Consider the following 19,925-nt stretch of genomic DNA (forward strand, 5'->3'; position numbering starts at 1 on the left):
ACGCTGACGCCGTCGAGTCGTCTCATGGACCTTGGGGGCCCAGTGACCAACACAGTGGAAACCGTCGGCGGGCCGACGCGGCGGGTGCGGCAGGCGCGGGTCGCCATCGCCGCCGTCTTCGCCGTGCACGGCGCGGTGACCGGCAGTTTCGCCACCCGGATCCCGTGGATCCAGGAACACGCGGGGATCAGCGCGGGCCAGCTCGGCCTCGCGCTCGCCTTCCCCGCCATCGGGGCCTCGCTCACCATGCCGCTCGCCGCGCGGATCGGGCACCGCCTCGGCGGCAGGCTGGGCCTCCGGCTGCTGCTGGCGTACTGGACGCTGGCGCTGATCCTGCCGTCCCTGGCGGGAAACCTCTTCACCCTGTGTCTCGCACTGTTCGTCATGGGCACCGCGGCCGGCACCTCGGACGTGCTGATGAACGCCCTCGGCGTCGATGTCGAGGAGAAGATGGGCAAGTCGGTCATGTCGGGGCTGCACGGCATGTGGACCACGGGCGCGCTCGTCGGTTCCGCCGCGGGCACGCTCGCCGCGCATTCCGGACTGGACGCGCGGATCCACTTCGTGATCGCGTCGGCCGTGCTCACCGTCGCCGGCGCGCTCATCTGCCAGGGCGTCTTCGACGTCCGGAGCGCGCCCGACGAGCACCCGCCGCCGAGGTTCGCGTTGCCGCCGAAGTCGGCCGTGATCATCGGTGCCGTCGCGTTCTGCGCCGTCTTCGCCGAGGGGGCGAGTCTCGACTGGTCCGCCGTCTACCTGCGTGACGTCCTCGGCACCTCGCCGGGGATCGCGGCCGCGTCGACCACCGCGTTCACCTGCACGATGGCGGTCGCACGCCTCTCGGGTGACGCGCTGGTGCGGCGCTTCGGCTCGGTCAAGACCGTCCGCGCGGGCGGGATGTTCGCGACCGCGGGTGGCCTGCTGGTCGTCTTCGCCGTCCATCCGGTGATGGCGATGGCCGGTTTCGCGTTGATCGGTCTCGGCGTCTCCGTCGTCGTTCCGCTCGCCTTCGCGGCGGCCGGACGCAGCGGGCCGACGCCGAGCCAGTCGATCGCGGGCGTCGCGACCATCACCTATTCGTCGGGTCTCGTCGCACCGTCGCTCATCGGCGGGATCGCCGACCTGACGTCGCTGACGGTGTCCTTCGCGGTGGTCACGCTGCTGGCGCTCGGTTTGGTGGCGGGCGCCGGCGTCCTGCGCTCTCGCTAGCCGAACTGGAGAGAGCGCTTGGCGAGGCCGTGCCAATAACCGTCGATCACGGTCTCGCCCTTCCCTTCGGAAGAGCTCGCGCCGAGCGACACGAACAGCGGCGCGAAGTGCTCGATCCTGGGGTGCGCGATGGCCGCGGCGGGAGCCTTGTGCTGGAAGTCCAGCAACGCGTCGAGGTCGCCCTCGCGCAGGGTTTCCGCGCCCCAGTGGTCGAATTCGCTCGACCACGACGGCGGTGTCCCGTCGGTGCCGTCGGTCTGGCTCATCGCGCTCAGGTTGTGGGTGAAGAAACCGCTGCCGATGATCAGCACGCCCTCGTCGCGCAGCGGCGCGAGCTTCCGGCCGAGGTCGAACAGTTCACGCGGGTCCAGCGACGGCATCGACACCTGGAGCACCGGGATGTCGGCGTCCGGGTACATCTCCACGAGCGGGACGTACGCGCCGTGATCGAGGCCGCGGTCGGGAGCGTCGTGGACCGGCGTCTGGGACGAGCGCAGGAGTTTGCGCACCTTGTCCGCCAGCTCGGGCGCGCCGGGTGCGGCGTATTCCACCTGGTAGTAGCGCTCCGGGAAACCCCAGAAGTCGTAGACCAGCGGCACCGTGGTGGTGGCGCCGAGGGTCAGCGGTGCCTCTTCCCAGTGCGCGGAGACGACGAGGATCGCCTTCGGCTTTTCGAGGTCCGCCGACCAGCCGGCGAGCTGGCGGGTCCAGGTGGCGTCGTCGGCGAGCGGCGGCGCGCCGTGGCTGAGGTAGAGCACCGGCGTCATGTCAGCTCCAGGTGTTTGAACTTTCAACTACCAGGATAGACGACGCCGGCCGCCTCCGCCTTATTCCCGCGCGAGGTTCGCCGCCATCCGTTCCAGCACGCCGACCGTCGCCCGGTACTCGTCGTCGCTGATGCCTTCGGTCGCGCGCGAGCGGAACTCGCCGACCTTGGCCTTCAGTCGGGCATGTGCCGCCCGGCCGGCTTCGGTCAGGCCGTCCTCGTCGATCCAGCCGCGAGTGCGCAGGTCCGCGATCGTTTCCTTGACGCCCCCGAACGGCTTCAGCGCTTCGCTGTCGGCGCTGTTCAGGACCTGCCAGTGGCGGCGGGTCAGCGAGTCGGCGGCGAGAACCCGGTCCAGTGATGATTCGAGAGCCTGGTGAAGGTGGATGAACCAGAATCCGATGGGCTTCATGGATACTCCTCAGGGAGACGACAACTACATGTAAAAGTACATGCAATCGATGAGGACGGGCAATGACGGACGCCGTGGCCGACGTGGAACGCGCGATGATCGCCATCCGGCGGAGCCAGGCGAGGCGATCGCTGTCGAAACTCGCCCGCGACCGTGCCGAAACGATGCCGGACCAGGCGATACAGGGGCTCCTCGACGCGGTCGAAGCGGCCGAGGAGAGCGGCGAACCGGGCACCGTCACCAGCCTCGCGGCGGCGTTGACCATCGACCAGCCGCGGGCGAGCCGCCTGGTCGCCCGCGCGGTCGAGGGCGGTTTCCTCCGGCGTGAAGCCGATCAGCGCGACGGCCGTCGCGCCGTCCTCGTGCTCACCGAGACCGGCCGCGCCGAAGTGACGCGTATGCACGAATTCCGCCGTTCTGTCTTCGCCGAGGCGATGGCGGACTGGCCGGACGGCGACCGTCGCGAATTCGCGCGGCTGCTGACGGCGTTCGTCCGGAACTACGGCGCGCTCGGCGTGAAGTAGTTGACGAGGTTGCCGTCGGGGTCGCGGAACAGCAGCGACCGGTTCCCCCACGGCATCGTGGTCGGCTCCTGCACGATCTCGGCCAGCTCCGCCAGCCGCTCGTACTCGCGGTCGACGTCCTCGACCCGGAACTCGAGGATCGCGGTCCGGTTCGCTTCGGGCACCGCGGCGCCGGCACCGAACAGGGTCATCGTCTCGGCGCTACCGATCGCCAAGGTGCACGACGGGCCGACGAGTTCGGCGAACTGCTCGGAGCGCCACCGCGCGTCGAGGCCGGTCGCCTTCTCGTAGAAGCCGGCGAGGCGGGCGACGTCGTGGGTGATCACGCGGACGGAAACGAACTGCACGATGGATCCTTTCGAGTGCCGGAAAGCGGGACACCGGCCACGCTAGGCGCGATACCGGACAGGATCCGCCCGGTATTCTTCCCGCTGTGACCAGGCCCATCGCCCGTGTGCTCGCGCTGCTGGAGATCCTCCAGAGCGGCGGGACGCGCACCGTCGCCGAGCTCGCCGGGCGGCTCGACGTGGACGAACGCACCGTCCGCCGCTACGCCGAACACCTCGTCGACCTGGACATCCCGGTCCGCTCGGTGCGCGGCCGGTACGGCGGCTACCGGCTGGCCCCCGGCTACCGCATGCCGCCGCTGATGCTCACCGACGAGGAGGCGCTGGCCGTCCTGCTCGGCCTGGTCGCGGGACGGCGTGCGGGGCTGATCACCACGTCGGTCGTGGCCGTCGAGAGCGCGGTCGCGAAGGTCCGGCGAGTGCTGCCCGAAGCGCTGGGCCGCCGGTTGGATGCGCTGCTGGAGACCGCCGACTTCACCTCGCCCGCCCGGAAAGCCCTGTCGGCCGAGGCCGAGGTGCTGCTCACCGTCGCGGAGGCCGCGCGGGACCGGCGTCCGGTCGGGCTCGCGTATCTCGCCGGTCACGGTGGTGCGAGCGAACGCGTCGTCCATCCCTACGGCGTCGTGGCGCACTCCGGGCGGTGGTATCTGACCGGCTTCGACTCGGCCAGCGGTGAGGTGCGCACCTTCCGCGTCGACCGGATCAAGTCGGCCGAGCCGCGGGCCGGGACCTTCGAGACGCCTGACGGCTTCGACCCGGCAGAGCGAGTGCTGACCGCGCTGGCCGAGACGCCGCATCGGCACGACGTCTCCGTGCGGATCGAGGCGACCCCCGAGGAGATCCGCGCAGTCTTCCCACCGTCCGTGGCCACCCTCGAAACCGATGGCGATCAGGTGCGCGCCCGCATCCGGGCACAACGGCTGGACTGGATCCCGGCACTGCTCGCCGCGCTCGACCGGCCGTTCGTCATCGAACGGCCGGCCGAGCTCCGGGGACTCGTCAGCGCGCTGGCCGCCCGGCTGGCCGAGCGGGCGCGCTGACCGGTCACTTACCGCAGAACACCGTCCGCACGAGCTTGGTCAGCGCCGCCGGGTACGACGGCAGCGGGTCCTTCGCGGGAACGCCCTCGGTGATCGACGCGGTCAGCGTCTTGCTGCCGTCGGGCGAGCTGTACATCAGCGCCGCGTAACCGTTGTTGCTGCCGTTGTGGTTGACGACGACGCCGCAGCCCGGGCCCAAATCCTGTGAGAACTGCCCGAGACCGTAGAAGCCGTAGAGGCTTTCGCTGCCGGGGTGCGTCTTGCGCATCTCGGCCATCAGCCAGGCCGGAAGGAGTTTTCCGCTCTGCAGCGCGGAAAAGTACGTCTGGAGATCCTTGGTCGTCGAGATCATGTCGCCCGCGCTGGAGATCCAGGACGGGTTCTGGTGGGTGACGTCGATCGTCTTCTGCTGCCCGGCGTCGTCGTAGCGGTAGTAGGCGTGGGCGTACGGCTTCGGCATCCCCGCCCACGAGCCCGGCGACAAGGTGTCACGCAGCTTGAGCGGCCGCAGGATCCGCCGGTCCAGCTCGTCGGTGAAGGGACGGCCGGTGAGCTTCTCGACCAGCAGCCTGGCCACCACGTAGTTGGTGTTGGAGTAGCTCCAGCCCGCGCCCGGCTCGAAGACCGGAAGCTTGGACAGCGCCAGCCGCACGAGCTCCTCCGGCTGGTAGGTGTGGAACCGCAGGTCCACCCATTCCTTGCCCGCCCAAGGGATTCCCGGCGTGACCGTGCCGTCCGGGTGGTACTGGCCGGTGTGGTTGAACAGCCCGCTGGTGTGCTGCAGCAGCATCCGCACGGTGATCCGCGAGTCCAGCCCGAACTCGGGAAGGATACCGGCGACCGGGGTGTCGAGGCCGATCCGGCCCTCGGCCACCAGCTGCAGCACCAGGGTCGCGGTGAAGTTCTTGGACGTGCTGCCGACGCGGAAGTGGCCGTTCGTCGGCGGTTTCGCGGTCCCGCCCAGCTCGCGGACTCCGGCGCTGCCGGTCCATTCGCCCCGCTCGTCACGGACGCGTAGCTGCATCCCGCCGAATCCGGCGTCGACGAATTCTTGGAGGACCTGTCGCAGTTCCGGGCGATCCTGCGCGGCGGAAGCGGCCGGCGCGGCCACGCCCGTCAGCAGCGCGGCGGCCAGCGCGGTGAGACCGAGGCGGCGGAAGGTCTTCAGTGTCTTGGTCATGGCGACCACGTTCGCGGACCGCGCTGACACGGGACGGTCACGGCGCTGACATCAGTTCGCGACGCGGGCCTCGATGCCGTCGAGGAGGAAGCCGAGGCCCATCCGGAAGGTCTCGTCGGCGTCCAGATGGACGGCTTCGCGCACCACCGTGGCCAGCGCGGGGAGCTTGCCGGAGGCGAAGGACCGCATCAGATAGGGCCCGAGCGTGGCCTGCCAGCGCTGCGTGTCCATACCGGTGGCGCGTTCCGCGCGCCGCTCGGCGATCTCCCGGCGTACCGCGCCGATCGTGTACGCGTTGACCGCCGAGACCACCGGCATCGCGGAGTCGACACCGAGGTCGCCCAGTGCCGCCATCACGGCCTCCGAGGTGGCCAGCGCGTGCGGCCCGAGCTGGGGCCTCCCGCCCAGCAGGTCGGCGAGCCATTCGTGCCGGTGAACGGCGTGCCGCATCGCGTCGGCTAGTGACCCCAGCACCTCCCGCCAGCCGTCCCCGGTGGGCCGGATCTCGGCGTGGGCGGCGTCGACCATCAGGTCGAGCAGCTCCTCTTTGCTTTCGATGTAGCCGTAGAGCCGCATCGGGCCGACGTCCAGCGCGGTGGCGATCTTGCGCAGGGACACCGCGTCCAGGCCGTCCGCGTCGGCGAGCCGGATCGCCGCCCGCACGATCAGGTCTCGGCTCAGCGGGGCCAGCGCGGGCCGACTCGGCGGCTCCGGCCGCTCCCAAACCACCATGGCGGTGACAATACATCGCATCGTTCGATACAGTGTATTGATCAATACACTGTATCGAGGAGTGCGATCATGACCATCGCCATCGTCGGAGCGGGCCTCGGCGGCCTGGCTCTCGCCCGTGTTCTGCACGTCCACGGCATCGACGCCGTCGTGTACGAACGGGAAACCTCACGCGACGCACGCGGTCAGGGCGGCATGCTCGACATCCATGCCGGCACCGGGCAGCGGGCGCTGCGCGAAGCCGGCCTGTTCGACGGGTTTTCCGCGATCGCCCGCGGTGAGGGCCAGGACATGCGGCTGCTGGAACCGGACGGCACCCTGCTGTTGCAGGAGGACACGCCGGACGACGCGTCGTTCGAGCGCCCCGAGGTCGACCGGGCCGATCTGCGCGACCTGTTGCTGGACTCGCTTCCCGAGCACACGGTGCGCTGGGGGCACGCTTTCGCCTCCGCCGGAGACGGCGTCCTTCACTTCGTCGATGGGCGCAGCGCGACCTACGACCTGCTGGTCGGCGCCGACGGTGCCAACTCCCGCGTCCGCGCCCTGCTCACCGACGCCCGGCCCGCGCATCTCGGGCAGAACCTGGTCGAGATGCGCATCCCCGACATCGACCGCACCCATCCCGGCCTGGCGGCGATGGTCGGGCGCGGCACCTACTGGGTGCTCGGCGACGGGAAATCCCTCGCGGCGCAGCGCAACGGCGACGGCACCGTTCGCGTCGGCCTCAGCTTCTACAACACCGCCGAGGACTGGTTCGCCACCAGCGGCATGCCGCTCGACGATCCGGCCGCCGCCCGGAGGTGGCTGATCGGGCGGCTCGACGGCTGGGACGCGCGGTTCACCGCGCTGATCGAGGCCTGCGACGACGTGGTCGTGCCGCGGTCCATCACCGCGCTCCCGATCGGCCTGACCTGGCCGTCGGCGCCGGACGTCACCCTGCTCGGCGACGCCGCGCACCTGATGCCGGCGGTGGGTGAGGGCGCCAACATGGCCCTGCTCGACGGCGCCCTGCTCGGACTCGCGCTGGCCGCGCGGCCGGACGACTTCCCCGCCGCCGTCAAGGAGTACGAACGCGAGATGTTCGACCGCGCCGGCGCCGCCGCCCGTATGTCCGAGCGGGTCCACGAACTCCTGAGGGCTCCGGACGCCTCCCGGAAAATGCTCGCGTTCTTCCAGCCGGGCTGACGCTAAGGTGGCTATGAACGAAAATCCAATTCGTTCATAGCCACACAGGAGCCCGAGATGCCGACCCCGTTCAGCGCCGAGGATCGCGTGCGGATCACCGAGCTTCTCCTGGACGCCGGAAGGGGCTTGTTCGCCGCGCAGGGCCTGCGCAAGACCTCACTGGACGACCTCGTCGCCCCCGCCGGGATCGCCAAAAGCAGCTTCTACGCCTTCTTCGACTCCAAGGAGGCCCTGTACCTGGAGCTGATGCTTCGGCAGGCCCCCGAGCTGCACGAACGGCTGGCGGCGGTGGTGAACGAGACCGAAAACGCGCGCGCCGCCCTCGGTGGTTTCCTGCGGGCCACGGTCCGGATCCTGGCGGAGAACCCGCTCTACCGTCGGCTGATCACCCATCCCGAGGAGATGCGGGCGGTGGCCCGGCGGATGGGTCCCGACGAGATGGCCCGGGCGGAGCAGGTGCTGCCGCTGACCGGATTCCTGGCGGCGGCGAGAGCCAAGGGTCAGCTCGTCGACGCCGACGACGACGTGCTGACCGGGGTGCTCCAGGCCGTGTTGCTGCTGCCCATGCACCGTGAGGACATCGGCGAGCAACGCTACCCCGCCGTTCTCGACCGGCTCATCGACATCGTCGCGGCGGGACTGATCAAGGAGTGACCATGCGCGAAGGTGTCCTGGCAGGTGGTGCCCCGTATTTCGAGTTCGGGACCGGAAGCCCGCTCGTGGTCTTCCGCACGGTGCTGCCCGATTCGGCCAACCCCACCGGCGTCGCCCGGTGGGCGGAAGTGCGGTCCCTCAAACCGCTGGCCGCGCGGTTCACCGTGCTGACGGTCGGCCGACGGCCGGGGCTGCGGCCCGGCGTCACCATGGCCGAGCTCGCCGCCCACCACGCGGAGGAGCTGCGGGAGCGGTTCGACCGCCCTGTCGACGTGCTCGGCGTGTCCACGGCCGGTTGCCTGGCGCTGCAGTTCGCCGCCGACCACCCCGGCCTGGTGAATCGGCTGGTGGTCGGCGCCGCGGGCGCGCGCCTCGGCTCGACCGGCCGCCGCGTCCAGCGCGAATACGCGGATCTGCTGGCCGCCGGACGGCACCGGGCCGCGGCCAGGGCGCTGGCGCCCACGGTCGCGGAATCCCGGCCGGGGCGGGCGTTGCTGGCCGGTCTGCTGGCGCTGACCTCCGGGCCCCCGGCGGACCCGAGCGGCATGGTGGCCATGCTGCGGGCCGAAGACGCGTTCGACATCGAAGACCGGCTCGGCGAGATCACCGCGCCCACCTTGGTGATCGCCGGTTCGCGGGACGCCCTCTATCCGCTCGAACTCGCCGAGCTGGTGGCCGACAAGGCACGCCGCGGCGATCTCAAGGTCTACCCGGGACGACGGCACCACACCGTGATGAGCGATCGCCGCTTCACCAAGGACGTCTTCGAGTTCCTGCTCTAGTCGTGTGAGAGGTCGACGAAGCGGCTGTAGTGCAGCTGGTGCGCCACGGTGATCGTCGCCGTCGGCCCGGCACGGTGCTTCGCGATGATCAGGTCCGCCTCGCCCGCCCGCGGGTCGTCCCGCTCCCAGGCGTCGGGGCGGTTGACCAGGATGACGAGGTCGGCGTCCTGCTCCAGCGAGCCGGACTCACGGAGGTCGGACAGCATCGGGCGTTTGTCGGTCCGCTGCTCGGGACCACGGTTCAGCTGGCTGATCGCGATCACCGGGACCTCGATCTCCTTCGCCAGAAGCTTCATCTGCCGCGAGAACTCCGAGACCTCTTGCTGCCGCGACTCGACGCGCTTGCCCGAGGTCATCAGCTGGAGATAGTCGAGGACGACGAGCTTGAGGTCGTTGCGCTGCTTGAGCCGCCGGGCCTTCGCGCGGATCTCCATCATCGTCATGTTCGGCGAGTCGTCGACGAACAGCGGCGCCTCGGAGACCTCGCTCATCCGGCGCGCGAGCCGCGTCCAGTCGTCGTCGGACATCTTGCCACCGCGCATATCCGCCAGGCGGATCCGAGCCTCGGCCGAGAGCATGCGCATGACGATCTCGGTCCTGCTCATTTCCAGCGAGAAGATGACGCTGGTCAGACCGTGTTTGATGGACGCCGAACGCGCGAAGTCCAGCCCGAGCGTCGAGTTGTGGGTCGGGACCATCGATCGCCCGGCCAGGTACAGATGGTCCGGCGCGTCGACTTCCACACACCGCACCGGGACGGACGCCACCGGACGGACGTCCACGATGTAGCGCAGGTGGGGCCGGACGCGGACGTTGGTGAGCCGTTCCTTCTGCAGCAGGTGCTTGCGCTGCAGCCAGAAGACCCGATCCTGGGTGGTGAAGCCGAGAATGTACGCCGTGGAGGTCTCTTCGCTGCGCCCCTTGACCTTCTTGGTCGTGAGCGAGCAGCGATACCCGAGGCTGACGATCAGTTCCCGGGTCTGCTCGGCGAGCACCCTGTTCGTCACCGCGAACTGGACCGCGCCTGAATGGGTGACGGTGCCGTCGGTGTCGAGCAGACCGGCCAGCAGTGCGCGGCGTTGCTCGACGGACGCCCGCAGGTAGTCCACCGGGATGTGCTTGTTCCCGAGCACGCCCAACGTACGGAGGATCGCCTGCACACTGCCGTGTTCGTTGCGGCAGGCCTGGCACAGGCGGAAGCCGGACGACGGGCGCCCGCAGTCGGGGCAGGCCGGCGCGGGCACCGGGGAGCTCTGGAAGCGCACCTTGCCGCCGCAGGAACGGCCGCACGTCCGCACCTGGGAGGTCCGGGGAAGGAACGGTTCTCCGCATACCTCGCAGCGCCGGTACTCCACCGGATCCGGGGGGACCAGCCGCAGGGTGTACGACAGTTCACCGTGGCGCTCCACCAGGAGCCCCGCTTCCCCTTCCAGGTAGAGGATGATCTCCGGGTCCGCCGTGGTGAAGCGCGCGCCGGCCGAGTGGCCGTCGCCCAGCCAGGCGCCGAGCGCGTAGGGGTGGAGCGGGAGTTCGCGTTCGGGCAGCCGCAGCGGAGCCGTGGTCGCGATCGAGTGGTTGGCACGTCCGTCCGCCGTCTCGCACCGCAGGGTGGCCGCCAGCTCTTCCGTCGTCCGCACCGCCGGGCCGGCGGTCGAACGGCGGGACGACCTCGTGTCGGTCAGCCACTGGTGTTCGGCGTCCGCGAGGAGCACCGTGCCGTCTGAGAACTCGACTTCGTAGCAGGGACGGCCCGTCATGACCTCGGTCGCCGCGACCACGGTCGTGGGGTGGCCGTTCGCGCCGATCAGCCTGTCGCCGGGCTGGACCTCGCCCATGGTCGTCCAGCCGTCGGGAGTGGCCAGCGGGGTGTCCAGCGCGAGCGCCTTCCCGACACCGGGCCGCGCCGCGACGATGATCATCTGGCCGGGGTGCAGACCGTTCGTCAGATCGTCGAAATCGGCGAACCCGGTCGGGATGCCCTGCGACTGCCCGCCGCGCGACGCGATCGCGTCGATCTCGTCCATGGTCGGCTGGAGCAGCTCTTCCAGCGCGACGTAGTCCTCGCTGGTGCGCCGCTCGGTGACGTCGTAGATCGCGGCCTGCGCGCGGTCGACGACCTCGTCGATGTTCGCGCCGTCGGCCGCGGCCGCGCCGTAGCCGTACTGCACGATCCGCGTGCCCGCCTCGACCAGGCGCCGCAGCACCGCCTTCTCGGAGACGATCTCGGCGTAGTACCCGGCGTTCGCCGCCGTCGGCACCGTCGCGATCAGGGTGTGCAGGTACGGGGCGCCGCCGACGCGGCCCAGCTCGCCGCGGCGTTCCAGCTCGGCGGAGACGGTGATCGGGTCGGCGGGCTCGCCGCGTCCGTAGAGGTCGAGGATGACGTCGTAGATCGCCTGATGCGCGGGCCGGTAGAAGTCGTCGGGGCCGAGGGCTTCGATGACGTCGGCGACGGCGTCCTTCGACAGCAGCATGCCGCCGAGCACGGATTGCTCGGCCGCGATGTCCTGCGGAGGCTGGCGGTCGTATTCGCCGCCACGCGGACCGGGGTCGCCGGGACCCGGGTCGGACTCCGAGTACATCGGATTGCGGTCGTCGGTCAGCGCCACCGCTGCTGCCACCTCCTCAAGACATCGAACACGCGTTCGATTATGCCAGAATTTCCCCGGTCGGTCCGCCCGCGCCCGCCTGCCCCTCCCGCGGCTCTCGGCGCTCCCCTGTGCTCCCCGCTCGGACCGGACGGCCACCACGGTGTGTACCGGCCCGGCGGGCACGCTAGGCCCCCTGAAAGGACCAGCGCAATTTCGCCTGGGGACCGCCCTGTGGATAACCTGGGGATGACTGCGGGCATCCCTTCACAGGTGGCCCAAACCCTGTGTACAACTTGTGGGCAACGCTGGGATGGTCTGACAAAAGCACTGGTCAGCGCCTGTGGAGACACTGTGGAGAACTTTATTCGACTCGCGACGGCGTGTCGGGCGAAACTCGTCGTTCGGCGTGTCGCACGCGGGCGCACAGGGGTGCCCTGTGGATGAATGCCACCGAGGGTAGAGGGGTGACCCGACGGGCTGAACGGGCCGGAATTCAGGACGCGAACAACCTGCCCTGTGCGCTCCGTAGTCGTTCTCCGAGAACCTGCTGGTCGGCGGGTGTGAAGGCGATCTGCGGCTCGCCACTCCCCGGTACCTCTTCGGTCAGCCACCGGCCCTCGGTCGTATCGATGTAGTTCACCGGGCGTTCGATCCGCTGCCGCGCGCCGCTCCGGCCGCGGGCCGCGACGTAGAGGCTTCCGCTCCCCAAACGGCGTAACGCGAGGATGCGGCGAAGCTCGTCGGCCTCCTGGCTTCCGGTGCTCTGCCGTCCGCTGCGAAGCACCTCGAAGCCCTCGTCCTGCGCCGTCGACGACGAGCGCGGAGCTTCGACCTGACTCTTCGGGACGGCGATCGGCCGCCCGCGTCCCGGCGCGAGCTTCGGGATCTGGTCGAGGAACTCGGTGAGCAGCTCTTCGGGCCGCACGGAAGCCAGCGCGACGCCGTCGTGCTCGCTGTGCCGGGCGAGCACGAACCCCTCGCCGCCGGCGCTCCCCGCGAGCAGGCTGAAGCTCAACGCCTTCCCCTCGAACCCGCCGTCGACCCAGCCGTAGTACTCCAGCGCCGGCCTGGCGATCGCTTCGATCGTCGCTTTGAACCCGGGGTGCAGGCCCCTCGCGCCGAAGAGGCCCTGGCTCGCCAGCTCCTCGTTGGCCCGCTCGTCCTCGGCCCGCTGCGCGTCCTCGTCGTACCAGGTCGGGGTTTCCGACAGGATCGTGTGCGGTTCGCCGCCTCGGCGGCGGATCAGCGTGATGAGGGTGCCGGTCGTGATCGTGACCTGTTTGTCCAGCACCGGAACTGCCCCCTAGTCGTTCTGTTCGTCCAGCCCGGGACAAGACAAGCCGGGCGCGGCCCCAATCTTGGCACGCGCCCGGCCCGCTCGTGACGACTAGTCCTTCATCGGTGAACCCGCGACCTCGATCGAGAGGGCTTCACTCCGGTGGCCGCATCCCGCCATAGCCCAGCTCCGCCCCCGACTTACTCGCCGATCACCGGCGGTGCGGTGAGTTCGTCGGTTCCGAAGATCTCGTTGGGGTCGTCGCCGACGAGGAATTTGGAGCTGCGCTCCTCGTCTTCGCCGCCCTTCCCCTTGGCGCCACCGGCTCCCATACCGCCCATGCCGCCCATCATGCCGCCCGCACCGCGACCGGCTCCGGCACCGGAACCGGCGCCACCGGCACCGGCACCCGCGCCCATCCCGGCGCCGCCCATCGCGCCCGCGTTGCCGGGCAGGGCCGCGCCGCTCCCGCCACCGGGGCCGAAGCCGCCACCAGGACCGAAGCCACCGTCCGGGCCGAAACCGCCGGCGCCGGGGATGTCGGTGCCGCCGAAGCCGCTCCCGCCACCGCCTCCGCCGCCACCCGGGCCGAAGCCACCGGCGCCGGGGATCTTCGGCGGGGTGTAGCCGGACGCGTTGGTCCCGTCGTCCCAGGACGGCGGCTTGTAGTTGCTGCCGGGGATGTTCGGGTTGTACTGCCCGCCGGGAATGTTCGAACCGGGCATGTTCGACCCGGGGAGATTGCTGCCCGGCAGGTTCGAGCCCGGCGTGCCGATGCCCGGCATGTTCGAGCCGGGGATGTTCGGGCTGGGAACGTTCGGCATCCCGCCGGGCGGCATCGAGCCGGGCGGCGTCGAGATGCCCGGCATGCCGTTGTTGCCGTTCCGGTCGCCCTGGCCGTTCCCGTTCCCGTTGCCGTCCTTGTCCTTGCCTTTGTCCTTGCCGCCGCCGTTGACGTCGACGTTCGTGTTCTGCCCCTCCATCTTGTTGTAGGTGGGCAGCTTCTTGCCGTTCTCGGAACTGGCCTTGAAGTACTCGTTGAACGCGTCGACGTTCGCTTGACCCTTTTGGTTGTAGTCCCGGATCGCGCGGTCGGTGTCGGTGGTCCACGGGGTGATGGAGTTGAGCAGGTTGTTCTTCGGCGGATCCTTCGGGACCTGCTGCACCTTCGCCTTCACCGTGGTGAAGGCGGTGTTCTGCTCGCCGAGGTACTTGTCGGAGTCCACCAGCTTCTTGCCGGAGTCCTCCATCCACGTCCGCAGCGGATGCGCGCCGGACTGCTGCGCGGCTTCGGCGCTCTTACCGGTCCAGGCGGCGTCCATCTCCTTCGACAGGTTGTCGATGGTGGTCAGCCTGTCCTGGTAGCCGGCCTTGAGCCGGGTCGCCGCGGCCTGGCCCTCCTGGATCGACCCGGTACCCGGACCGGTGACGATCTTCTCCCAGATGTTGTAGCAGTCGATCTTGCGATCGCCGCCGGACGCTTCGAAGTCGCCGGATTTCGTGGTCGCCAGGTTGTAGGCCGAGTACCCGGCGATGATCGGCAGCAGGAACACGAGTCAGCCCTCCTTCAACGTCTCGATCATCGCTTCCCCCACTTTGAGCGCGACCGGGCACGGATCACTCGCGCCGGGTCCGTTGTCGTACTGCACCAGGATGTTCACGGCGAGCTGGTCGGTCACTCCGACGAAGAGGCCGCATTTGCCCTGCTTGCGGCCGTCGAGCGCCGCCGCGTACACCGCCGGATAGCCGGCGACCTCGGTCGGCTCGAAGTACTCGTCGTTGGCCTTCGTGTCGTAGACGTCGCTCAGGCCGTTCTTGTTCGCGAGCACCGGGCTGATCTCGATCTGGTTCAGCCGGTCGTCGGCGGCGAAGATCGAGCAGCCGGGTCCGACGCTCGTGGTCCGCCGCTCGCCTTCACCGAGGCCGAGCTCGGATCGCTTCGCCGCGGAAAGCGCGGAACAGGCGTCGCTCTCGATCGACGAGGTCTTCAACGGGTTCGACACCTTGGGCGCGGAGCCGGACGAGCCGCTCGACGCGCTGGAGGAACCGGCCCCGGTCGTGAAGGACGGCTCCGACGAGGCGGTGCCGTTCTTGGTGCCCGAACAGCCGGCGACCAGCGCGCCCGCGGCCAGGAGGAGAACGAGGGAACGTCGCATCACACGGCCTTGTGCTTGTTGAGCGAAGCCTGCGTTTCGGCCTCGTTCGTGGCGATCTTCTGCTTGGCGGCGGTCAGCTGGTCGATGTAGTTCTTGACGTATTCCTGCATCTTCTGGTTCTGCTCCAGGAACGCCTTGCCCGACGGGTTCGCCAGCTTCTCCCAGTCGCCGCTCGCGAACTCCTTGCCGGGCGCCTTGACGTTCGCCATCAGGTTCGCGTCGTTGAAGTCCTTCTTGAGCTCGACCTGCAGGTCCGTCCACTTCTTGATGATGCCGTCGATCTTGTCCTTGTCGAAGGTGAACCCGCCGCCACCGCCGCCCGACTTCGTCGTGTCGGGATTGGCGGGCGCGGACACCGTGACCTTTTCCTGCCGGTTCTGCTCGGCGTTGCTGTCGTAAGCCATGCGTCCAGATCTCCCCGTGCCTCGACGTCGAGTCTCGATAATGCCTTGATCCCCAGTCAAGCTTAAGACGTGGCCCGGCGGGGTGGGGTTCCCCGTAAAACAAAGGGCGGGACACCTCCGAATGGAGACGTCCCGCCCTGTTACCGAAGCGGTGTTACTTGGCCTTGACCTCGAGCCGCACGTCGACGCGGACGTCGGGGTGCAGACGGGCGCCGACCGAGTGCTTGCCCACGGTCTTGATGTGGTCCTTCAGCTCGATGACGCGCTTGTCGAGCAGCGGGCCACCCGCGGCCTTGATCGCGTCCACGATCTCGGCGGTGGTGATCGAACCGAAGAGCTTCTTCGAGCCCTCGGCCGCCTTGCCGCTCAGCTGGATGGCGCCGAGGCCCTCCAGGGTCGCCTTGATCTCCTTGGCGTGGTCGAGGTCGCGGATGCGACGGCTCTCCTGCGCCCGCTTGATCGTGCGCACGTTCTTCTCCGCGCCCTTGGTGGCCACGATGGCGTAGCCGCGGGGGAGCAGGTAGTTGCGCGCGTAGCCGTCCTTGACCTCGACGATGTCGCCGGGCCCACCGAGGTTGGCGACGTCGGTGGTGAGAATGATCTTCGCCATTGACGTGCCTCCTTAGCGTGCGGTCGAGGTGTAGGGCAGCAGCGCCATTTCGCGGGAGTTCTTGACCGCGATGGCGATGTCACGCTGGTGCTGGCTGCAGTTGCCGGTCACTCGACGGGCACGGATCTTCCCGCGGTCGGAGATGTACTTCCGAAGCAGGTTGGTGTCCTTGTAGTCGATGTTCTCCGGGCGGCCCTTCTTCTCGGCCTTGCAGAACACGCAGACCTTCTTCTTGGGCTTGCGGATGGGTGGCTTGGCCACGGTATTTCTCCTGGATTTCTACGTAGTGGTTGTCTCGCGGCGTCTCGCGGAGCTTTCGCCCGCGGCGGAGCGCCTGATCAGAAGGGCGGCTCGTCGGAGAAACCGCCGCCACCGCCGCCACCGGCGGGCGGGGCGGAACCCCACGGGTCGTCGGCGGGCGGGCCGGACTGGCCGCCACCGCCGCCACCACCGAAGCCGCCGCCACCGCCACCGGTGCCACGGCTGACCTTGTTCACCTTGGCGGTGGCGTAGCGCAGCGAGGGGCCGATCTCGTCGACCTCGAGCTCGACGACGGTGCGCTTCTCGCCTTCCTTGGTCTCGAAAGACCGCTGCTTGAGGCGCCCCTGCACGACGACCCGCGCGCCCCGCGTCAGCGACTCGGCGACGTTCTCGGCCGCCTGGCGCCAGATGTTGCAGCGCAGGAACAGGGCCTCGCCGTCCTTCCACTCGCCGGACTGACGGTCCAGCGTGCGCGGGGTGGACGCGACGGTGAAGTTCGCGACCGCCGCACCGGAAGGGGTGAAGCGCAGCTCCGGGTCGGACGTGAGGTTGCCGATCACCGTGATGACGGTGTCTCCAGCCATCGGGAAAGTCCTTCGGCTCAGGCCTTGGCGGCGGCGGTCGCGGCGCGCTTGATCTCGCGGCGCATGACCTTGGTGCGGAGCACGGTCTCCTGCAGCGAGAGCTGACGGTCCAGCTCCTTGACCGCTTCCGAAGTCGAGTTCAGGTCGAGGAGCGCGTAGATGCCCTCGGCGTGCTTCTTGATCTCGTAGGACAGCCGGCGACGGCCCCAGACGTCGACCTTCTCGACGCTTCCGCCCGAAGTGCGGATCACGTTGAGGAAGTTGTCCAGGGTCGGGGCCACCGTACGCTCGTCGAGCGTGGGGTCCAGGATGACCATTACCTCGTAATGGCGTGACACAACCACTCACCTCCTATGGGCTCGCGGCCACGGACTGTCCGTGGCAGGAGGGTTTGTCCAGGTAAGCGTACCTGGCGGTCAGGAGACGCGGCGCAGGACCCAGGTGCGGACCAGCGCGGCGGTCACGCCGGCGAGCACGAGCACCGCCAGGAGCATCGGCAGCTGGACGTCGCCGCCGGGCATGCCGTCGGTCGCGAGCGCTTCGGCGTTGCCCGCGTTACGGACGTCGGGGCCCTGCCCGGCCTGGCCGTCGGTGCCGTACTGCGGGGCACCCTCGCCCGGCAGCGGGCTGTTGGCCGGGTAGCGCACGCCCGGCGCCACCGCGACACCCGGCTGCGCGACCGGCAGGTTGCCGTAGTCGCGCGGCGGGGCGTAGCCGGTGCCGTTGCTGCCGCCGGGCAGCAGGCTCGGCGAGGACGGGAGGCCGTTGGTGCCGCCGCCGTTGCCGCCCTGCTGCGGGCCGGTGGTGCCCGGGGTCGGCAGGGTGGGCGCGACGTAGTTCGTGGCGACGGTGGTCAGGCCGCAGCTGCCGGTGACCTTGTGCTCGATGGAGTCGAGGGTCTTCTCGGGGTTGAGCCCGAGGCCCCACGATTTGGTGTCCTTGACCGCCTGTCGCACGGCCGTGCCGATCGCCTTGGCCTCGATCGAACCGCCCGCCGCGTTCGGGACCGTGCCGAGCTCGATCTTGTTGACCTTCGCGATGTCGTTCGCGGCGACGTCGTAGAGGGCCAGCGTGCCCGCTTCCTTCGCGCCCGCTCGCACCAGTTCCTTGACCGAGGTGCCGGTGATCGCGACGGTGTCGCCCATCCCGCCGTTCACGGTGCCACTGCACGCGTTCGCCAGCGTGGTGCCCGCCGCGGAGGCGGTGCCCGCCGTCAGGAGCGCGCCACCGGTGACCATGGTCGCGAGTGCGGTGACGGTGAGCGCCTTGCGGGTGGTCTGCCAGATGGTGGTCTTCCGCACGAGCGCGATCCTCCGGGTGGTGGGGGCGTGTGGCAGTGCATGAGGAATCACTGCAACGGGGACAACGAGGGAGTGATCTGAAAGATACTAGGCGGTAGGACTAACTTGTAGCGGCCATTCGGCGTAGGACCCAGGTGCGGACAAGGCCCGCGCTGACTCCGGAGAGTGCCAAAACGGCGATGAGCAGCGGCAGTTTCCCGTCCTGAGTGAACCCGTCGCTCACGCTTGGTAGCGCTTCGGCCTGTCCCGCATTCTGGACGTCCGGGTTCCCACCCTGGTTTTCGGTCGCGACGCCGAACTGCGGCGCGTAACCCGGGATCTGGCCGCCGTACCGGAGGCCGGGCGACGGGCTGAAGAGACCGGCCGTCGCCATCGGGATGGAGCTGTAGTCGCGCATCGGGGCGTAGCCCGTGTTGATGCTCCACGGCAGACCGCCGAAGTTCGGGGTGAAGGTGCCGGGCAGCAGCGGGCTGTTCGCCGCGGGGATGCCCGCCGGCGCGCCGCCCTGCGCGGGAGCACCCGGTCCACCCGTCTGCGGGCCGCCGCTGCCGGGGGTCCCGGGAGCGGGTTTCCCTGGCTGGGGCTGGGTTCCCGGGGCTGGCTTGCCGCCGCCGGTCAAGGCTTGGGTGGTACCGGAGACGGCGCCGTTCAGCGCTTCCGCGGCGGGAGCGCCGACGACCGGCACCGGCGCGACGACCGTGTTCACGATCGTCACCGTCACCTTGCAGACCGTGCCGAGCAGCGCGTTGATCGTGCCCGTGAGCACGCCGGAGACCGAACCGGCCTGGCCGAGGTTGAGCGGAATGCCGAGCAGCGGCGTGGTGCCGAGGATCTTGTCGCCTGGCTTCGCGGTCACCGATCCGCCGCAGGGGGCGGTCTTGGTCTCGGCGGCGGCGGCCTGGCCGGGCATGGCGAGGGCGGCCGAGCCCGCGAGAATGAAGGCCGACGCACCCAGGGCGGTCGCCCTCCGTGTCCGTTCGCGCATGCCTTCGACTCCTCCGTCGTCGGGGTCACCTACCGGCATAACGACGCTAATGGAGACGAGTAACGCCCGCTCACTCGAAGAGGTCAGGCATTCGAGTGGAAGCGGGCGTCACCGGGAGTCACTGACGGTGAAGATCAGGCGGGCTTGCCCCGCAGCCAGGCGCGGACCAGAGCCGCGGCGACGACGGCCAGCGCCAGCACCGCGAGCAGCAGCGGCAGCTTGGCCGGGGTGACCGGCGCCTGGACGGCCTGCGCGTTGCCGGTGTCCTTCTCGTCGACGGTGGGCGGCGGCACCTGGCCGGGGATGATCTCGGTGATCACCGGCGCCTGCACGAAGTTTCCGGGAAGCAGCGCAGCGTTGCTGATCAGGCCGGCGATCGAGTCGCCGCCGATGCCGGTGGAGGAACCGGGGGCGGTTTCGACCGGGAGTTCACTGCCCGGACCACCGGGCTGACCCGGCCCCGGCTTCGGGGGCTCCGGCTTGGGCGGTTCGGGCTTGGGCGGCTTGGGCACTTCCGGAAGCGGCAGCTCTTCGGCGACGCCCTGGGTCAGGTTCCCGACCGCGTTCACCGCACCCTGCGCGGGCTTGCAGACGCCCTGCGCGACGAGATCTCCGGCCTGGTTGTCGGTGAGCCCGGTCGCCTTGACCACGTCGCCGACCGGCAAGGAAAGGAGCGGCTTCCGGCCCTCGGCGGTCTTGGCCTTCGAATCCAGGCCGACCGTCAGCGTTTCGGACGAGCCGAGCGGGGCACCCGCGTCGAGAACGAGGCCGTCGGCGGATTTCCCGTTCTGCAGCGTCGATCCGCAATCACCGGAAAGGGTCGGGCTCGGTTCCTCGGCGGCCGTCGCGGTCATCGGGAACGCAAGACCGGCCGTGACCGAAAGCGCGAATCCCCAAGCCGTGATCCGCCCGGCAGTCTTCCCCAT

Annotated in this window: 23 protein-coding genes; 6 read left to right on the forward strand and 17 right to left on the reverse strand. The window is 69.6% G+C overall.

The window, feature by feature from the left end:
* The first annotated feature begins 42 nt into the window (after nt 1–42).
* Entirely contained in the window at nt 43–1,209 is a 1,167-nt protein-coding gene (locus tag ACIRGA_RS04705) for an MFS transporter (RefSeq protein WP_400936534.1), read from the forward strand.
* On the opposite strand, the gene ACIRGA_RS04710 is transcribed toward ACIRGA_RS04705, so the two are convergent.
* Nucleotides 1,206–1,976: a dioxygenase gene (locus ACIRGA_RS04710; RefSeq protein ID WP_400936536.1), complete on the reverse strand. Its 771-nt coding sequence runs from the start codon at nt 1,974–1,976 to the stop codon at nt 1,206–1,208. The genes ACIRGA_RS04705 and ACIRGA_RS04710 overlap by 4 nt on opposite strands.
* A 60-nt stretch (nt 1,977–2,036) precedes the next feature.
* Nucleotides 2,037–2,387 (reverse strand): MarR family winged helix-turn-helix transcriptional regulator, encoded by a 351-nt coding sequence (locus tag ACIRGA_RS04715; RefSeq protein WP_400936538.1) that lies wholly within the window; start codon nt 2,385–2,387, stop codon nt 2,037–2,039.
* A gap of 62 nt (nt 2,388–2,449) precedes the next feature.
* On the opposite strand from ACIRGA_RS04715, the gene ACIRGA_RS04720 reads away from it, so the two are divergent.
* Entirely contained in the window at nt 2,450–2,911 is a 462-nt protein-coding gene (locus ACIRGA_RS04720) for a MarR family winged helix-turn-helix transcriptional regulator (protein WP_037334104.1), read from the forward strand.
* Here the strand turns inward: ACIRGA_RS04720 and ACIRGA_RS04725 are convergent.
* Nucleotides 2,887–3,258, reverse strand: a complete 372-nt coding sequence (locus ACIRGA_RS04725) for a VOC family protein (protein WP_400936540.1) — start codon at nt 3,256–3,258, stop codon at nt 2,887–2,889. The genes ACIRGA_RS04720 and ACIRGA_RS04725 overlap by 25 nt on opposite strands.
* 86 nt (nt 3,259–3,344) lie before the next feature.
* On the opposite strand from ACIRGA_RS04725, the gene ACIRGA_RS04730 reads away from it, so the two are divergent.
* On the forward strand, nt 3,345–4,298 hold the full coding sequence (locus tag ACIRGA_RS04730) for a helix-turn-helix transcriptional regulator (protein ID WP_400936542.1): 954 nt from the start codon (nt 3,345–3,347) through the stop codon (nt 4,296–4,298).
* A 4-nt stretch (nt 4,299–4,302) separates the two neighbouring features.
* On the opposite strand, the gene ACIRGA_RS04735 is transcribed toward ACIRGA_RS04730, so the two are convergent.
* Nucleotides 4,303–5,478, reverse strand: coding sequence for a serine hydrolase domain-containing protein (locus tag ACIRGA_RS04735; RefSeq protein WP_400936544.1), 1,176 nt, complete (start codon nt 5,476–5,478; stop codon nt 4,303–4,305).
* Nucleotides 5,479–5,529: 51 nt separating this feature from the next.
* Entirely contained in the window at nt 5,530–6,210 is a 681-nt protein-coding gene (locus tag ACIRGA_RS04740; protein ID WP_400936545.1) for a TetR/AcrR family transcriptional regulator, read from the reverse strand.
* Between the two features lie 69 nt (nt 6,211–6,279).
* On the opposite strand from ACIRGA_RS04740, the gene ACIRGA_RS04745 reads away from it, so the two are divergent.
* The 3 genes from ACIRGA_RS04745 to ACIRGA_RS04755 are packed head-to-tail and all read left to right on the forward strand — an operon-like array spanning nt 6,280 to nt 8,831.
* On the forward strand, nt 6,280–7,395 hold the full coding sequence (locus ACIRGA_RS04745) for an FAD-dependent oxidoreductase (protein WP_400936546.1): 1,116 nt from the start codon (nt 6,280–6,282) through the stop codon (nt 7,393–7,395).
* A gap of 57 nt (nt 7,396–7,452) precedes the next feature.
* The gene (locus ACIRGA_RS04750; RefSeq protein ID WP_400936548.1) at nt 7,453–8,049 is read left to right on the forward strand and encodes a TetR/AcrR family transcriptional regulator; all 597 of its coding nucleotides are present in this window, start codon (nt 7,453–7,455) and stop codon (nt 8,047–8,049) included.
* Nucleotides 8,050–8,051: 2 nt separating this feature from the next.
* Nucleotides 8,052–8,831 (forward strand): alpha/beta fold hydrolase, encoded by a 780-nt coding sequence (locus ACIRGA_RS04755; RefSeq protein ID WP_400936550.1) that lies wholly within the window; start codon nt 8,052–8,054, stop codon nt 8,829–8,831.
* Here the strand turns inward: ACIRGA_RS04755 and dnaB are convergent.
* The 12 genes from dnaB to ACIRGA_RS04815 form a co-directional block, all read right to left on the reverse strand.
* Nucleotides 8,828–11,440: a replicative DNA helicase gene (gene dnaB, locus ACIRGA_RS04760; RefSeq protein ID WP_400936804.1), complete on the reverse strand. Its 2,613-nt coding sequence runs from the start codon at nt 11,438–11,440 to the stop codon at nt 8,828–8,830. The two genes, ACIRGA_RS04755 and dnaB, sit on opposite strands and share 4 nt — an antisense overlap.
* Nucleotides 11,441–11,915: 475 nt before the next feature.
* Nucleotides 11,916–12,713 carry an ESX secretion-associated protein EspG gene (locus tag ACIRGA_RS04765; RefSeq protein ID WP_400936551.1) on the reverse strand — a complete coding sequence of 266 codons (798 nt, stop codon included), beginning with the start codon at nt 12,711–12,713 and terminating at the stop codon, nt 11,916–11,918.
* A gap of 185 nt (nt 12,714–12,898) precedes the next feature.
* Nucleotides 12,899–14,251: a hypothetical protein gene (locus tag ACIRGA_RS04770; protein ID WP_400936553.1), complete on the reverse strand. Its 1,353-nt coding sequence runs from the start codon at nt 14,249–14,251 to the stop codon at nt 12,899–12,901.
* 3 nt (nt 14,252–14,254) lie between these two features.
* A complete protein-coding gene (locus tag ACIRGA_RS04775) occupies nt 14,255–14,854 on the reverse strand; it encodes a DUF3558 domain-containing protein (protein ID WP_400936555.1) in 600 nt (199 codons plus the stop codon).
* Nucleotides 14,854–15,258: a hypothetical protein gene (locus ACIRGA_RS04780; protein WP_400936557.1), complete on the reverse strand. Its 405-nt coding sequence runs from the start codon at nt 15,256–15,258 to the stop codon at nt 14,854–14,856. Before ACIRGA_RS04780 ends, ACIRGA_RS04775 begins: the two co-directional genes overlap by 1 nt.
* A 154-nt stretch (nt 15,259–15,412) precedes the next feature.
* Entirely contained in the window at nt 15,413–15,868 is a 456-nt protein-coding gene (gene rplI / locus ACIRGA_RS04785) for a 50S ribosomal protein L9 (RefSeq protein ID WP_005168124.1), read from the reverse strand.
* Between the two features lie 12 nt (nt 15,869–15,880).
* The gene (rpsR, locus tag ACIRGA_RS04790) at nt 15,881–16,129 is read right to left on the reverse strand and encodes a 30S ribosomal protein S18 (protein ID WP_005168122.1); all 249 of its coding nucleotides are present in this window, start codon (nt 16,127–16,129) and stop codon (nt 15,881–15,883) included.
* Nucleotides 16,130–16,206: 77 nt separating this feature from the next.
* Complete coding sequence (locus ACIRGA_RS04795) at nt 16,207–16,713, reverse strand: single-stranded DNA-binding protein (protein ID WP_007032318.1); 507 nt, start codon at nt 16,711–16,713, stop codon at nt 16,207–16,209.
* Nucleotides 16,714–16,730: 17 nt separating this feature from the next.
* The gene (rpsF, locus tag ACIRGA_RS04800) at nt 16,731–17,051 is read right to left on the reverse strand and encodes a 30S ribosomal protein S6 (RefSeq protein WP_016338288.1); all 321 of its coding nucleotides are present in this window, start codon (nt 17,049–17,051) and stop codon (nt 16,731–16,733) included.
* 78 nt (nt 17,052–17,129) lie between these two features.
* Complete coding sequence (locus tag ACIRGA_RS04805) at nt 17,130–18,014, reverse strand: hypothetical protein (RefSeq protein WP_400936559.1); 885 nt, start codon at nt 18,012–18,014, stop codon at nt 17,130–17,132.
* Between the two features lie 100 nt (nt 18,015–18,114).
* Nucleotides 18,115–18,999 (reverse strand): hypothetical protein, encoded by an 885-nt coding sequence (locus tag ACIRGA_RS04810; RefSeq protein WP_400936561.1) that lies wholly within the window; start codon nt 18,997–18,999, stop codon nt 18,115–18,117.
* Between the two features lie 134 nt (nt 19,000–19,133).
* Nucleotides 19,134–19,925, reverse strand: coding sequence for a hypothetical protein (locus tag ACIRGA_RS04815; protein ID WP_400936563.1), 792 nt, complete (start codon nt 19,923–19,925; stop codon nt 19,134–19,136).

Source organism: Amycolatopsis sp. NPDC102389 (assembly GCF_044765885.1).
Classification (GTDB): Bacteria; Actinomycetota; Actinomycetes; order Mycobacteriales; family Pseudonocardiaceae; genus Amycolatopsis.

Excerpts from the sequence above, each read along its gene's own strand:
- ACIRGA_RS04710 (WP_400936536.1), bottom strand. The coding sequence starts at position 1,976 with ATGACGCCGGTGCTCTACCTCAGCCACGGCGCGCCGCCGCTCGCCGAC.
- ACIRGA_RS04715 (WP_400936538.1), bottom strand. The coding sequence starts at position 2,387 with ATGAAGCCCATCGGATTCTGGTTCATCCACCTTCACCAGGCTCTCGAA.
- ACIRGA_RS04720 (WP_037334104.1), top strand. The coding sequence starts at position 2,450 with ATGACGGACGCCGTGGCCGACGTGGAACGCGCGATGATCGCCATCCGG.
- ACIRGA_RS04735 (WP_400936544.1), bottom strand. The coding sequence starts at position 5,478 with ATGACCAAGACACTGAAGACCTTCCGCCGCCTCGGTCTCACCGCGCTG.
- ACIRGA_RS04740 (WP_400936545.1), bottom strand. The coding sequence starts at position 6,210 with ATGGTGGTTTGGGAGCGGCCGGAGCCGCCGAGTCGGCCCGCGCTGGCC.
- ACIRGA_RS04745 (WP_400936546.1), top strand. The coding sequence starts at position 6,280 with ATGACCATCGCCATCGTCGGAGCGGGCCTCGGCGGCCTGGCTCTCGCC.
- ACIRGA_RS04750 (WP_400936548.1), top strand. The coding sequence starts at position 7,453 with ATGCCGACCCCGTTCAGCGCCGAGGATCGCGTGCGGATCACCGAGCTT.
- ACIRGA_RS04755 (WP_400936550.1), top strand. The coding sequence starts at position 8,052 with ATGCGCGAAGGTGTCCTGGCAGGTGGTGCCCCGTATTTCGAGTTCGGG.
- ACIRGA_RS04775 (WP_400936555.1), bottom strand. The coding sequence starts at position 14,854 with ATGCGACGTTCCCTCGTTCTCCTCCTGGCCGCGGGCGCGCTGGTCGCC.
- ACIRGA_RS04780 (WP_400936557.1), bottom strand. The coding sequence starts at position 15,258 with ATGGCTTACGACAGCAACGCCGAGCAGAACCGGCAGGAAAAGGTCACG.
- rplI (WP_005168124.1), bottom strand. The coding sequence starts at position 15,868 with ATGGCGAAGATCATTCTCACCACCGACGTCGCCAACCTCGGTGGGCCC.
- ACIRGA_RS04795 (WP_007032318.1), bottom strand. The coding sequence starts at position 16,713 with ATGGCTGGAGACACCGTCATCACGGTGATCGGCAACCTCACGTCCGAC.
- ACIRGA_RS04810 (WP_400936561.1), bottom strand. The coding sequence starts at position 18,999 with ATGCGCGAACGGACACGGAGGGCGACCGCCCTGGGTGCGTCGGCCTTC.
- ACIRGA_RS04815 (WP_400936563.1), bottom strand. The coding sequence starts at position 19,925 with ATGGGGAAGACTGCCGGGCGGATCACGGCTTGGGGATTCGCGCTTTCG.